Genomic DNA, 13740 nt, shown 5'->3' on the forward strand with positions numbered 1-13740 from the left:
ATAGGGTTGAGTCGGAAGAATGAAGTTTGTAACAGTAAACAGCAAATATCTTGAGTGGGCCAAAATTCTGGTTTTGGGCCTAGCGTTAGGCGCGTCCAATTCCTATGCTGAAAAGCTGAAGAAGCCAAGCCTGCCCAAGTCCTATGAAAGCAAAGCTGCCCCAGCTGAAATTACCGATACCGATCGGATGTTTGTCGATTTGCGCGAAGCTGCAAAGAAGAATGATGTATTTCGTACTCAGCAACTTTCATCGAATCTAGTCAACTATCCATTTGATGACTATGTAGCCTACTTCCGTATCAAGCCACAGTTATTTGATAGTGCTGGCGGCGCGCGTAATGACTATGGTGCAGATGCTCAAGTAGTCGCGTTCTTAAATCAATATCAAGGCACAGCATTGGCTGACCGTATGCGCAATGATTGGTTATTGGTTTTGGGTAAGCGTAGGGACTGGGCACGCTTTGATGTGGAGTACGCTAAGTTTGTATTGGATGACGATACACAAGTGAAGTGCTATTCCCTGCTATCAAAATTATCACAAGGCGAAAACCCAACTAAATTAGCGATTGATTCTCGAGCAGTGTTGCTTGACCCAAGTTATTTTGGACAAGCATGTCAAGAATTGGTTCCATCTTTGGTGGCCGCAGGTGGCATGTCCCCGAGTGAGGCTAAAGCTATTGGGCGTGCGGCTAGCGAGAGGGGCTATGACACGATGGCACGTCGCCTTGGCGGTGAAGATCCGATCGCAGATATTGTTAAGGCTGTAAAAGCTGATCCATCAAAGGCCTATCGCGACTTTTCTCAAAACGCTTCACGCTATAGCAAAGAAAACCAAGCCGTTGCTTGGGGCGTGATCGGACAATTTTTAGCCAAAAAATTAGATCCCAATGCGGATGATGCCTATCGCTTACAGCAAGAGCTGGGCTATAACGAACTCCTTTCGGTCGAATCACAAGAGTGGAAAGTGCGCGCAGGCTTGCGCGCTAAAGATTGGGCTCTAGTTAAAAATGCGATTGATGGCATGAACCCAGCGGTGCGGGCTAAAGATCCCGCATGGACCTATTGGTATGGTCGTGCGCTCAAAGCTGAAGGGCAGGACGCAAAGGCCAAAGACAGTTTTGAAATAATTGCGGATCAATATAACTTCTACGGCCAGCTTGCGCGTGAAGAATTAGGCAAATCTAATAATGCGCCTGCTAAAACGAAAGTGACTGAGCAGGAGATAGATGCAATGGCCAGCCGCAAGGGCTTTATTCGTGGTGAGCGCTTGTATTCCATGAATCTTCGCTTCGAAGGTAATCGTGAATGGAATTGGGAATTACGCAATATGACCGACAAGCAGTTGTTAGCAGCTGCCGAATATGCAAAACGAATCAATTTATATGACCGTGTCGTTAACACTGCCGATCGTACCAAGCAAGAGCATGACTTTAGCTTGCGCTACCCAACTCCGTACAAAGAAGAGCTATCTCCAATTGCGCGTCAAATAGATCTCAATCTTGCTTGGGCTTACGGCTTAATTCGTCAAGAGTCACGCTTCATTATGAATGCTGCCTCTTCTGTGGGTGCATCTGGCTTAATGCAGGTGATGCCGAATACTGCAAAGTACGTAGCTAAGAAAATTGGGATGCCCAATTACACCAATGACAAATTGAGTGATATGAATACCAATTTAACTTTAGGTAGTAATTATTTAAATATGGTTTTGATCGATTTAGATGGGTCTTGGGTTTTGGCCTCTGCAGCCTATAACGCAGGCCCTTCGCGCTCAAAGGCTTGGCGGGAAAAATTATCTGGCCCTACAGAGGGTGCTATTTTTGCTGAAACTATTCCGTTTACTGAGACACGTGTGTACGTGAAGAATGTGCTCTCTAATGCAAATTACTATTCATCGGTGATGAGTGGTCAGCCACAATCTTTAAAACAGCGCCTAGGTGTCATTACACCGAAGGCTGCTACTCAATCTGAGCTTCCTTAAACAATCAAACACCGAGCTAAGCAAAGAAAGCTTCCTATGAAATATGACATCCTTCTAATCGGTGGCAATGGATTTGTGGGGCGAGTGATTGCTGCGCAACTTCAACTAGCGGGTTATTCTGTATTAGTTCCAACAGGCCATTTAGGTGCCGCGCGTGAATTACGCATGTTGCCCAAGGTACATGTCGAAGAGGCTGATGTTCATGAGTTTGATGAGCTGCAGAGCCTTTGTGAGCGCATTAAGAAAAATGGTGCCGTGATCAATTTGGTCGGAGTACTGCACGATAAGCCGGCTAAGCCTTATGGAAAGGTATTTAAAGCTGCGCATGTGGAGCTGCCTAAAAACATTATTACGGCAATGCAGCTCCATGGCTTAAAGCGCTATTTACATATGAGCGCATTGGGTGCCGACTCTCATGGTCCATCGATGTACCAGCGCAGCAAAGGTGATGGCGAGGCTGCAGTCAAGGCCAGCAATTTAGATTGGACTATCTTTAGGCCTTCAGTCATTTTTGGGGCGCAGGATCAATTTATTAATTTGTTTTCTAAGTTGACTAAGTTGTTTCCAGCTATGCCTTTGGCAAATTCCCAGGCGCAGTTTCAGCCGGTGAGCGCAGATGATGTTGCAAGTGCATTTGTTAAATCCTTATCGATGCCTCAAACAATTCGTCAGTCCTATGACTTGGTTGGCCCAACGGTTTACACCATGAAAGAGATTGTTGAGTTTGCCGCTCGTAAGGCTAAAACCTCGTGCCTCATCATTCCCGTGCCAGCTTTTGTGGGTTATCTACAGGCATTGGCATTCGAATTCTTGCCAGGTCCTACATTGATGTCTCGTGACAATATTGCATCTATGCAAGTACCCAATACTTTGCCAGCGAATAGTGTTGATGCGTTGCCGGAAGTATTCAAAATGAGTCGTCGCAGCCTAGAGGGCATGCAGTAATGAAAATCTACGCAGTAGGCGGAGCCATTAGGGACACCCTCATGGGCTTGCCTTTGCACGACATTGATTATGTTGTGGTGGGTTCCAGCGTAGATGAGATGATTGCTAAGGGCTTTCGTCCCGTAGGCAAAGATTTCCCAGTGTTTTTGCATCCAGAGACGCAGGCTGAATATGCGCTGGCGCGTACTGAGCGCAAGACTGGTAAAGGCTATAAAGGCTTTAACTTCCATGCCGATCCTTCCGTCACTCTGGAGCAAGACTTAGAGCGTCGTGATTTAACAATCAATGCAATGGCGCAAGAAGTGGGCGCTGATGGAAAGCAATTCGGCCCTATTATTGATCCTTATAACGGTCAAGAAGATTTGGCTGCCAAAGTATTTCGTCATGTGTCAGATGCATTTGCAGAAGATCCATTGCGACTCCTGCGTATTGCTCGCTTTGCTGCACGCTTTCCTGAATTTAGTGTTGCTCCTGAAACGCTCAGCGCCCTAAAGGCAATTGTCCAATCAGGTGAGCTAAATGCTTTATCGGCGGAGCGTATTTGGCAGGAATTAGCCAGGGGCTTAGTTGCTTCTAAGCCGATGCGCTTATTTCAGGTTTTATTGGATGCCGGTGCTGCCAGAACGATACTGGGACCTTCATTGACCACCCAACTGTCTGAAGAGTCGTTTCGTGAAGAGCTCATCGCGTATTTTTCCTTAGCTGGAAATAGTATTGAAGAGCGCTGCGCAATTGCCTTAATGAATTTGCCCGCAAATGAAATTCGTTCATGGGCTGAATGTGTGCGCATGCCAATTGATGTGCGAGATTTCAGTGAAATATTCAGCGATCTTAGGGCCTTGATAAACAAGTATCCCAATGCTTCTTATCAGGCGGTTGACGTTTTGAATTGGTTCAACCGTGCAGATGTTTGGCGTAAGCCAGATCGAGCACAAGCACTTTTGAATCTTGCGGATAAATTGGGAATGCCTGTTTCCCCTTTGATCAATGCAATGCGTACTACTCAAGCCATCAATACAGCCGAAATTATTGCTGGCGTAGCTGCAGAAGATCGATCCAACGGCGAGCGGATTGGCAGCGCATTTGAATCTGCCAGGTTGTCTGCAATTACTATGGCTCTAGCTTCTTAAAACGAGCGCTTACAGCCTATTTCTGCCGCGTAGGCCCGGCAGATCTTCGAGTACATATCCCGGTAGCAAACTTTCTAATTTCTTTGAAAATGCAAAAGCTTTAAAGAGTTCGCCCATCTCTGCTTCAGACAATAATTTTTGCAAAGAATTGGAGATCGGCAGGAAGGTTTCTGGATCACTTGGGTCGCCAATTTCTAAAGCAATGTCACCAATGCCAGCATCTAATAAATACGCAGCCTGGTTGGTAAGGTATACATCATCCACATTTTCAGCCAACGCGCTACGAGCAATTTGGGACCATTCAACGTGCGTTGTTAAATCGCAAAGACCAGGTAGATGAAATGGATCTTGAATTGCATGGTGGCGATGATGGGCCATGAGGGTGCCCTCAAGCCTTTGCGGGTGATAGTACTCGCTCTCAGGAAATCCATAGTCAAACGTGAGGAATAGGCCAGCATCTAAATGTTTTGCAACTTGTTGCATCCATGCATTTGCTGGCGCGTGTAGTTCGGTGACATAACCTTCAGAGAAGTTGCCGCTGAGAAGGCTTTCAGGAAGTAATTGTTGTTCGACTGGAGGGCCTACTTTCCAGATCAGTTTGTCATTCTCAAATGCAACACCGTACCAATACCAAAATCCATTTTGATAAATGATGGCATCACAAGGAATCGCATCAATCACTTCGTTGGCCAGAATGATGCCTTTGAAATTTTCGGGTAACTCCGTTAACCAATTGCATTGGGTCTTAAGATGAAGTTGTCCAACAGTATTTCTAATTCTTTCTTGTTGGCGCTGTGCTAAGTCTGGTGAAATTTCGATAATGTCGTAACGATCCAAATGAAAGCCAAGATCATTGAGGCGGGTCAGTATTGAGGTAGCAAGATTTCCTGTCCCAGCGCCAAACTCCAAGATTTGAGTGGGAAGGCCTTTTTCCTTGAGTCCCTCAAGTACCGGTAGGAGAGTGGAGCAAATGGCTGCGCCAAAGAGAGGGCTTAATTCAGGGGCAGTAGTGAAATCGCCGCCGGCACCTAATTTGTGAGCGCCAGCGCTGTAATAGCCCATGCCGGGCTCATATAAAGCCATCTCCATATAGCGAGAGAATGTCAGCCAGCCGCCCTGTAAGGCGATTTGAGAGGCTATTTGGGCCTTTAGAAGTGCACTATGCTCCGTTTCAAGGCTGGTCAAGGTAATATCCATAGCTCGCTAGTCTAAGAGAATTTAATTGAACCCTAGTTCAACGCCCCCATCCCAGCAAGGAAAAGCAGTTTTAGTGACTGGCGCCGCCAAGCGCCTGGGTCGAGAAATTGCCTTGCAGTTTGCCCGTCAGGGCTGGGATGTTGCCGTTCATTATGGGCGATCTGAGCAAGAGGCCCAAGAAACCATCAGAGAAATCGAAATGATGGGTGTGAAAGCCCAAGCTTTCCAGGCGGACTTGGCTGATGAGGCTGCCACTAAAAATCTTTTTTTGGCTGTCAGCAAGATATTCCCTAATTTGGCCTGCTTAGTAAATAGCGCGTCTATCTTTGAATATGACCGCGCGAACTCCGGTACCCCGTTAAGTGGAAAAAGTTTGCAAGACCATATGCAAGTCAATTTAACCGCGCCAATTTTGCTATCTCAGCAGATGTTTGAGTTTCAAAAAAGTAAGCCAAATACATTTGGTGTAATTCCAGCGGTAATTCAATTGTTAGATCAAAAGTTGATTAATCTCAATCCAGATTATTTGTCCTACACATTATCTAAAGCAGCGCTACTTTCTTCTGTTGAATTATTGGCAATGGATTTCGCGCCCCATCTGCGTGTAGTCGGATTAGCACCAGGAATCTCTTTGCCATCAGGCGATCAAACAATGGATGGTTTTTCCAAAGCACATCAAATGACGCCACTGGGAAGATCCTCAACACCAGCAGATATTGCAAAGGCAGCCGTATTTTTGGCGGACTCTAGCGCCATCACCGGAACCACCTTATATGTGGACGGCGGGCAACATTTATTGCCATCATCACGTGATGTGATGTTCAAAACTAATTAAGTATTTTTAAAAAGCAAACATACATGCACGCTATTCTTTCTCATCCCGCTCTTGTTGACTGTCGCCGTTTATTTCTCCGGGACTATGAGATTTATATCAACATCGGAGTTCATGACTTTGAGAAAAAAGCAGAGCAGCGCGTCATCCTCAATGTGGACTTATATATTCCCCTTGATATGAATACGCCAACGAATGATCAGTTGGATGAAGTAGTGGATTACGACTTCATGCGCGAAACTATTAAGGCTCGGGCCTTTCAGGGGCATATTCATTTGCAGGAAACCTTCTGCGATGACATCGTGACGGCAATGTTGCTTCACCCAAAGGTGTTGGCTGCGCGTGTAAGTACGGCTAAGCCAGATGTCTATCCAGATTGCCACTCGGTAGGCGTTGAAGTATTTCGTATCAAGACTTCTTAAATAGAATTTAGAAAAGAACTCTTATGGGCGATATTCGTAAAGTTGTCTTCGAAGAAAACAAGCTAGAGAAGAAACTCTGCCGCTTGGTAGGTCAGGCCATTGGTGACTTTGGCATGATTGAAGATGGTGACAAAGTGATGGTGTGTGTATCGGGCGGTAAAGATAGCTATGCCATGCTCGATATTCTGATGAAGCTGCGTGAGCGTGCACCAATCAATTTTGAAATTATTGCGGTGAACTTAGATCAGAAGCAGCCTAATTTCCCCGCCGAAATCTTGCCTAATTACTTGAAGAAATTAGGTGTTCAGTATCACATCGAAGAACAAGATACTTACAGCATTGTGAAGCGTGTGATTCCCGAAGGGAAAACCACTTGTGGATTGTGCTCACGGTTGCGTCGCGGCATTTTGTATCGTGTTGCCGATGAGTTGGGTGCTACGAAGATTGCTTTAGGCCATCACCGTGATGACATTCTAGAAACTTTGATGCTCAATATGTTTTATGCGGGCAAGCTAAAAGGGATGCCGCCCAAGTTGCGCTCAGATGATGGCAAGCATATTGTGATTCGCCCCTTGGCATATGTCCCTGAGAAACTGCTTGAACGTTATGCGGCAGATATGAACTTCCCGATTATTCCTTGTGATTTATGTGGAAGTCAGCCCAATTTGCAGCGCCAGGTCATGAAAGAAATGCTGCGCGATTGGGAAAGGAAGCATCCAGGTCGAGTGGAGAACTTGTTCCGCTCTATGCATCACATCGTCCCATCCCATTTGATGGATGGTGAAGCCTTTGATTTCAAAAATCTGGAGATTTCCACCGAGTTAGCGGGTATTGCTGCTAGATCTTCTGGCGACAGGGCAATTGATGAGGCTGAATTGGATGAATTAGCCTGTGGAACCATGATTCAGGGGACTTATAATCCCCCTTTATGAATATCGTCATTTTGGCTGCTGGGCAAGGAAAGCGGATGAAATCCGCTCTGCCCAAGGTCCTGCAAACTCTCGCAGGCAAACCCCTGCTCCAACACGTTCTCAATACCGCTCTTTCGCTACAGGATAAGAAGGCTAAATCTGGCCCCGTTGTAGTGATTGGTCATGGCGCAGCAGATGTAAAAACATTCTTGCTAAACACAAGCAAGGAAGATCCAAGCTTTGGCAAAGTAAGCACTGCGCTGCAAGCGGAACAAAAAGGAACAGGTCACGCGCTATTGCAAGCCCTGCCTAAATTAGATCTTCAAGAGCCAACCTTAGTTTTGTATGGCGATGTTCCCCTCACTACAAAAAAGACGCTAGCCAAATTAGCGAAGTTAGCTGATGGTGTTCGCGGTCAAGACAGTGCACTTGCGCTCCTCACACAAAACCTTGCCAATCCAACTGGATATGGCCGGATTGTTCGTGATGCTGACGGCTCTGTAAAAGAGATTGTTGAAGAGAAAGATGCAACGCCAGCGCAAAAATCGATTCAAGAAATTAACACCGGCATCATGGTATTGCCAACGAACTCATTAAAGAAGTGGCTCAAGTCTTTACGCGCCAGCAATGCACAAGGCGAGTACTACTTGACTGACGTGATTGCTATGGCTGTTAAAGATGGCGTGCCGATTCGAACAACGCAAGCTGATGATGAGTTTGAAACTATTGGTGTCAATAGTCGTGATCAACTTGCTGCATTAGAGCGTGTACACCAACTCAATAATGCTTATCAATTAATGGATGCAGGCGTATCGCTTGCTGATCCTGCGCGTATTGATGTACGTGGCACCTTAGAGTGCGGCACTGATGTATCAATTGATGTTGGTTGTGTATTTGAAGGTTGTGTAACTCTAGATGCTGGTACTAAGGTTGGACCATATTGCGTGATTCGCAATAGCGTGATCGGCAAAGGCGTTTCTATTTATGCATATAGCCATGTGGACGGCGCAAAAGTGGGCAATCAATCATTAATTGGCCCTTATGCTCGTTTGCGTCCTGGCGCAGATTTATCAAACGATGTACATATTGGTAATTTCGTAGAAGTGAAGAACAGCAAAATTGCCGCTAATAGCAAAGCCAATCATTTGGCTTATGTTGGCGACTCTATTGTTGGCTCCAGAGTCAACATTGGTGCTGGCACTATTACTTGTAACTACGATGGCGTTAACAAACACCAGACCATTATTGAGGATGATGTCTTCATTGGCTCGGATACTCAGTTGGTTGCACCTGTGCGTGTTGGTCGTGGCGCCACATTGGGTGCGGGAACAACTTTGACTAAAGATGCTCCTGCCAATCAACTGACTGTATCTCGAGCAAAACAAATTTCCTTACAGTGGCAGCGCCCTGTCAAGCAAGAAAAGAAACCAGTAAAAAAAGCAGCATCAAAGACGGCTGTGAAGAAGGCCGTCAAGAAGCCGGTTAAGAAAACTGCAAAGGGTAAAAAATAATGTGCGGTATTGTTGGTGCGGCCTCCCATAAAAATATTGTTGATGTTTTGGTTGAGGGTTTACGCCGTCTAGAGTACCGTGGTTATGATTCTTGTGGTTTTGCGGTCATTAATGGTGAGGATGCCAAGCATCCCATCGAAAGAGCTCGAACTACTGCACGTGTTTCTGAATTAGGTGAGCAAGGTAAAGATTTTTTCGGCACCTTGGGTATTGCGCACACACGTTGGGCTACCCACGGTAAGCCAGATACCCAAAATGCACACCCACATACTTCAAACGATTTAATTGCAGTCGTACATAACGGCATTATTGAGAACTATGAAGTTCTGCGCTCAGATTTAAAGGCTGCTGGATATGTGTTTACCTCTGAAACAGATACTGAAGTTATCGCCCATTTAATTCACCAGCAATATGTTGCTAGTGGCCAAAAAGATATTGCAGCATCGGTAAGAGCGGTGCTCCCTCAATTGCATGGCGCATACGCTATTGGCGTTATCTCTCAAGATAATCCAAGCATTTTAGTAGGCGCCCGCGTTGGATCTCCTTTGGTGGTTGCTATTGGTGATCATGAGCACTTTTTGGCTTCTGATGCTTTGGCATTGGCAGGACGCGCTCATTCCATGATGTATTTGGAAGAAGGTGATGTAGCTGTTCTCAAGGCTGATTCCGTTGAGGTAACTGATCAAGCTGGTAAGGTCGCCCAAAGAGAGTTGAAGCCTATGCCAGCTCAAGCTGACTCAGTTGATCTCGGCCCTTATCAGCATTACATGCAAAAAGAAATCTTTGAGCAGCCTGGAGCAATTGGCGACACGCTTGCTAATATCGCTGACTTTGGCCCTGAACTATTTGAAGCTAAGCCAGAAGACTGGAGAGCTTTCGAGCAGATTTTAATATTGGCATGTGGCACGAGTTATTACTCTGCATGTGTTGCTAAATATTGGTTAGAAGATATTGCTGGCATTCCGACTCAAGTAGAAATTGCTAGTGAGTATCGCTATCGCACCACTGTGCCTAATCCAAAAACACTTATTGTGGTGGTTTCACAATCTGGTGAGACAGCAGATACTTTGGCGGCATTGCGTCATGCTAAGAGTTTGGGTCACCGCTTTACTTTGGCTATATGCAACGTGGCTAGTAGTGCCATGGTTCGTGAAACCGATTGGCATTTCTTGACCAAGGCAGGTGCTGAAATTGGAGTGGCTTCAACGAAGGCATTTACTACGCAGCTTTTAGCGCTTTATCTCTTAGCGGTTTCGATTGCTAAACGCGATGGCAGAATATCCCCTGAAAAAGAAAAAGAGTTACTGCGTGACTTGCGTCACCTACCGAAAGCACTTCATGCAGTACTAGCGCTTGAGCCACAAATTATTGCTTGGAGCGAGGCATTTTCTAAATGTGAAAATGCCCTATTCCTTGGCCGTGGAATGCACTATCCAATTGCGCTTGAAGGCGCATTAAAGCTCAAAGAGATTTCTTATATTCATGCTGAAGCTTATCCAGCAGGTGAGTTAAAGCATGGGCCGCTTGCTCTAGTTACAGACAAGATGCCGGTTGTTACTGTTGCACCTAATGACGTCTTATTGGAGAAACTCAAATCCAACATGCAAGAAGTCAAAGCGCGTGGTGGCAAACTTTATGTTTTTGCTGATCAAGATACTCACATCTCAAGTAGCGAAGGCATCAATGTCATCAAGCTGCCTGAGCACTATGGCAACCTCTCACCAATATTGCATGTAGTTCCCCTACAGCTATTGGCTTATCACACAGCCTGCGCACGCGGCACTGATGTTGATAAACCCAGGAACCTGGCGAAGAGCGTTACGGTCGAATAATTTTTTACTTGTTTGACTTTCATCTAAAGTTGTGGACAAAATTCAGTAGGTAAATCAGGGCTTTACGAAGCCCTGATTGCATTTCTGTGTTCAAATAACTCTTGTAAAAGAGGATATTTATTGCAACCCATGTTTCTGTCGATGCCCCGTCTTTCAGGTTTGAAATTGCTTCCGCTGATTTGTGCGCTAGCTCTCTCTGCATGCGCGGTCGGCCCAGACTTTAAGCAACCCGAGGCGCCCAAGACTTCTTCCTATACAGAAACCCCTGTAGCTAAGAAGCTCACTACCGCACCTGGAGTACCGGGCGGCACAGATCAAGAGTTTGTTGAAGGCGCAGATATTGAAGCGCAATGGTGGGAGCTTTATAAATCCCCTGAACTTGATGCGTTGATTAAAAGAGCGCTTGAGCAAAATCCAAATTTAGGCGCAGCCGATGCAGCATTGCGTGCTGCCCAAGAAAACGTCAACGCACAAATTGGCGGCCAATATTTTCCGGCAATTGGCCTTGGTGCAAATGCCATAAGACAAAAACAACCTTCAGCTGTGTACGGCATGAACTATGGTTCCGATACTTATAACCTCTACAACACTTCAGTCAATGTAACTTATAAGTTAGATGTCTTTGGTGGAGCTCGGAGAGCGGTTGAAGGTGCGCGCGCACAAGCAGAGGTTGCGCAGTTTCAATTAGAGGGTGCTTATCTTTCGTTGACAGCTAACGTAGTAACGAGTGCTGTTAAGGAGGCTGCGCTACGTGCACAGATGCAGGCTACAGAAGAAATTCTGAAAGCCCAAACGAATCTTGCTGAGGTAACTGAGAAGCAGTTAATCATTGGTACGGTTTCTAAGGTAGACGTCACATCCCAGCGAACCCTGGTATCAAACTCTCAAGTGGATCTCTTTAATTACGAACGAAATCTTGCATTTGCGCGCAATCAATTAGCAGTGCTAGTAGGTGAGATTCCGAGCAACGCCAATATTGCCAAGTTTGATTTGGCCAATTTGCATTTGCCGGACAAGTTGCCTCTATCAGTTCCATCAAGCTTGGTGCGTCAGCGCCCTGATGTACGGGCAGCTGAAGCCCAGTTAAAGGCTCAAAATGCTTTCGTAGGTGTTGCAACAGCCAATTTATTACCGCAATTTAATATCACGGGATCTATTGGTGCAGCCGCACTGACATCCAATGGACTGTTTGGACCAAACTCTGCGTTATGGAGTTTGGGTGGTGGGATCTTGCAGCCGCTGTTTCAGGGTGGTCAGCTTTTGGCGCAGCGTCGTGGAGCCATTGCTAACTATGAGCAAGCCGCTTTTCAATATCAGGCAACTGTCTTAAATGCATTCCAAGAAGTAGCCAATGCATTGCGTGCACTAGAGACTGGTGCGCAAGCACTCAAAGCAGCATCAGATGCAGAGCGTTATGCCTATGAAACTCTGGACTTAGTGCAGCAACAGTACAAACTCGGTACAGCCAGTTATTTAGCAGTGCTCTATTACCAAAATCAGTATCAGCAAGCAAAAGTAAAATCAGTTGCAGCACAAGCAACTCGCTTCTCAGATACGGCAGCTTTATTTGCAGCATTAGGGGGTGGCTGGTGGAATCGTGAGGGCCCTGCTTTTAAACCAAAAGACATAGCGAACAAAGATCAAAATGAAACTTCTGGAACAAATTAAGAACAAGCTCGTTGCTTTGGTTCTTGCCTTATGGGCATGGCTGCAACGTAAAGCAATTGAATGGAAATTGCGTGAAAGAGCAATTGTGCTTTGGGAAAAGACCAAAGCCTTTTGGGCGCGCATGGGTCAGAAATGGCGTGGTACCAAGGCCCATGAAAAGCTCATGGCAATGGAACCTTTGCAACGTCGTATGACTATCATGCTTTGTGGTGTATTTTTATTATTGGGCCTAATCTTCGCTTTCAATCAGCTGAAGACTTTCATGATTAAGCATTTCATTGCGGGCATGGGATTGCCTCCTGCAACGGTATCCACCCTGGTGATTGCTAATGCAGAATGGCAGCCTAAGTTAACTAGCGTTGGTAATGTGCGCGCATTTAGGGGTGTTGAGCTCAGCACTGAGATTGGCGGCTTAGTACAGACTGTGCCCATTAAGTCAGGTCAAGACGTTAAAGAAGGCGAACTCCTCATTAAATTAAATGATGCATCTGATGTAGCCCAATTAAATTCTTTAAAAGCAATGTCTGACCTAGCTAAAGTCATTAATGAGCGCGATAGACAGCAGTTGGCCATTCAGGCAATTAGTAAGAACGTATTTGATACGAGCGCCGCTGATTCCAAATCTAAGCAAGCGCAGGTTGAGCAGCAAACTGCTTTAGTAGCCAAGAAAAATCTCAAGGCGCCATTTAGTGGTCGTGTAGGTATTGTTTCCATCAACCCAGGACAGTATGTAAACCCTGGCGATAAGCTACTAACGTTACAAACCTTAGACCCTATTTTTGTGGATTTCAACTTACCGCAAAACAATGCTGAACTCATTCAGGTTGGCCAAGAGGTTGAGGTGACTACCGATGCATTTAAGGATGCAAGCTTCACGGGCAAGATTACTGCTGTTAGTCCAAAGGTCGATAGCAATACCCGCAATATTCAAGTCGAGGCGCAACTCGCTAATCCGGATAAGAAAATTCTGCCAGGCATGTTTGCTAATGTGAATATCAAGCTGGGCGATCAAGTGAAATACCTGACCCTACCCCAGACGGCAGTTACCTATAACCCGTATGGCTCGACCATCTTTATTGCAAAACCTACTGGCAAGAAAGATAAGCAAGGCAATCCAGCTCTTGAGGCACAACAGGTATTTGTAACGACTGGATTAACTCGTGGTGATCAAGTGGCCATTTTGAAGGGTGTTGATGAAGGCGCAACGGTGGTTACTAGTGGCCAGCTCAAGCTCAAGAATGGCATGCCACTAATTATTAATAACAAGGTGCAGCCAGCTAATTCACCTGATCCAAAGCCGCAGGAATAAATAGC

The 13740-nt window shown here is 45.8% G+C and carries 11 protein-coding genes; 10 read left to right on the forward strand and 1 reads right to left on the reverse strand.

Features of this window, described 5'->3' with window-relative positions:
* Nucleotides 1-19: 19 nt before the first annotated feature.
* The 3 genes from AOC28_RS03665 to AOC28_RS03675 are packed head-to-tail and all read left to right on the forward strand — an operon-like array spanning nt 20 to nt 4053.
* Complete coding sequence (locus tag AOC28_RS03665; RefSeq protein ID WP_072582620.1) at nt 20-1978, forward strand: lytic transglycosylase domain-containing protein; 1959 nt, start codon at nt 20-22, stop codon at nt 1976-1978.
* A 36-nt stretch (nt 1979-2014) separates the two neighbouring features.
* Nucleotides 2015-2923, forward strand: a complete 909-nt coding sequence (locus AOC28_RS03670) for a complex I NDUFA9 subunit family protein (protein WP_072582621.1) — start codon at nt 2015-2017, stop codon at nt 2921-2923.
* Nucleotides 2923-4053: a polynucleotide adenylyltransferase gene (locus AOC28_RS03675; RefSeq protein WP_072582622.1), complete on the forward strand. Its 1131-nt coding sequence runs from the start codon at nt 2923-2925 to the stop codon at nt 4051-4053. The genes AOC28_RS03670 and AOC28_RS03675 overlap by 1 nt, the downstream gene beginning before the upstream one ends.
* Before the next feature lie 9 nt (nt 4054-4062).
* On the opposite strand, the gene AOC28_RS03680 is transcribed toward AOC28_RS03675, so the two are convergent.
* Complete coding sequence (locus AOC28_RS03680) at nt 4063-5250, reverse strand: SAM-dependent methyltransferase (protein ID WP_072582623.1); 1188 nt, start codon at nt 5248-5250, stop codon at nt 4063-4065.
* Nucleotides 5251-5275: 25 nt separating this feature from the next.
* On the opposite strand from AOC28_RS03680, the gene AOC28_RS03685 reads away from it, so the two are divergent.
* The 7 genes from AOC28_RS03685 (at nt 5276) to AOC28_RS03715 (ending at nt 13735) form a co-directional block, all read left to right on the forward strand.
* Nucleotides 5276-6085 carry an SDR family oxidoreductase gene (locus AOC28_RS03685; RefSeq protein ID WP_072582624.1) on the forward strand — a complete coding sequence of 270 codons (810 nt, stop codon included), beginning with the start codon at nt 5276-5278 and terminating at the stop codon, nt 6083-6085.
* Nucleotides 6086-6108: 23 nt separating this feature from the next.
* On the forward strand, nt 6109-6504 hold the full coding sequence (locus tag AOC28_RS03690) for a dihydroneopterin aldolase (RefSeq protein ID WP_072582625.1): 396 nt from the start codon (nt 6109-6111) through the stop codon (nt 6502-6504).
* A 23-nt stretch (nt 6505-6527) separates the two neighbouring features.
* Entirely contained in the window at nt 6528-7436 is a 909-nt protein-coding gene (gene ttcA, locus AOC28_RS03695) for a tRNA 2-thiocytidine(32) synthetase TtcA (protein WP_072582626.1), read from the forward strand.
* Nucleotides 7433-8926, forward strand: a complete 1494-nt coding sequence (glmU, locus tag AOC28_RS03700) for a bifunctional UDP-N-acetylglucosamine diphosphorylase/glucosamine-1-phosphate N-acetyltransferase GlmU (RefSeq protein ID WP_072582627.1) — start codon at nt 7433-7435, stop codon at nt 8924-8926. Before ttcA ends, glmU begins: the two co-directional genes overlap by 4 nt.
* Nucleotides 8926-10758, forward strand: coding sequence for a glutamine--fructose-6-phosphate transaminase (isomerizing) (gene glmS, locus AOC28_RS03705; RefSeq protein ID WP_072582628.1), 1833 nt, complete (start codon nt 8926-8928; stop codon nt 10756-10758). The genes glmU and glmS overlap by 1 nt, the downstream gene beginning before the upstream one ends.
* A 141-nt stretch (nt 10759-10899) precedes the next feature.
* Nucleotides 10900-12426: an efflux transporter outer membrane subunit gene (locus tag AOC28_RS03710; protein ID WP_143143882.1), complete on the forward strand. Its 1527-nt coding sequence runs from the start codon at nt 10900-10902 to the stop codon at nt 12424-12426.
* A 169-nt stretch (nt 12427-12595) separates the two neighbouring features.
* Nucleotides 12596-13735, forward strand: a complete 1140-nt coding sequence (locus tag AOC28_RS03715; protein WP_072582888.1) for an efflux RND transporter periplasmic adaptor subunit — start codon at nt 12596-12598, stop codon at nt 13733-13735.
* The last annotated feature ends 5 nt before the right edge of the window (nt 13736-13740 follow it).

The sequence above is a fragment of the Polynucleobacter sp. MWH-Adler-W8 genome, from assembly GCF_001889925.1.
In the GTDB taxonomy this organism is placed as follows: domain Bacteria; phylum Pseudomonadota; class Gammaproteobacteria; order Burkholderiales; family Burkholderiaceae; genus Polynucleobacter.

Coding starts and splice junctions, on each gene's coding strand:
- AOC28_RS03665 (WP_072582620.1), top strand. CDS start 20: ATGAAGTTTGTAACAGTAAACAGCAAATATCTTGAGTGGGCCAAAATT.
- AOC28_RS03670 (WP_072582621.1), top strand. CDS start 2,015: ATGAAATATGACATCCTTCTAATCGGTGGCAATGGATTTGTGGGGCGA.
- AOC28_RS03675 (WP_072582622.1), top strand. CDS start 2,923: ATGAAAATCTACGCAGTAGGCGGAGCCATTAGGGACACCCTCATGGGC.
- AOC28_RS03680 (WP_072582623.1), bottom strand. CDS start 5,250: ATGGATATTACCTTGACCAGCCTTGAAACGGAGCATAGTGCACTTCTA.
- AOC28_RS03690 (WP_072582625.1), top strand. CDS start 6,109: ATGCACGCTATTCTTTCTCATCCCGCTCTTGTTGACTGTCGCCGTTTA.
- ttcA (WP_072582626.1), top strand. CDS start 6,528: ATGGGCGATATTCGTAAAGTTGTCTTCGAAGAAAACAAGCTAGAGAAG.
- glmU (WP_072582627.1), top strand. CDS start 7,433: ATGAATATCGTCATTTTGGCTGCTGGGCAAGGAAAGCGGATGAAATCC.
- glmS (WP_072582628.1), top strand. CDS start 8,926: ATGTGCGGTATTGTTGGTGCGGCCTCCCATAAAAATATTGTTGATGTT.
- AOC28_RS03710 (WP_143143882.1), top strand. CDS start 10,900: ATGCCCCGTCTTTCAGGTTTGAAATTGCTTCCGCTGATTTGTGCGCTA.
- AOC28_RS03715 (WP_072582888.1), top strand. CDS start 12,596: ATGGAACCTTTGCAACGTCGTATGACTATCATGCTTTGTGGTGTATTT.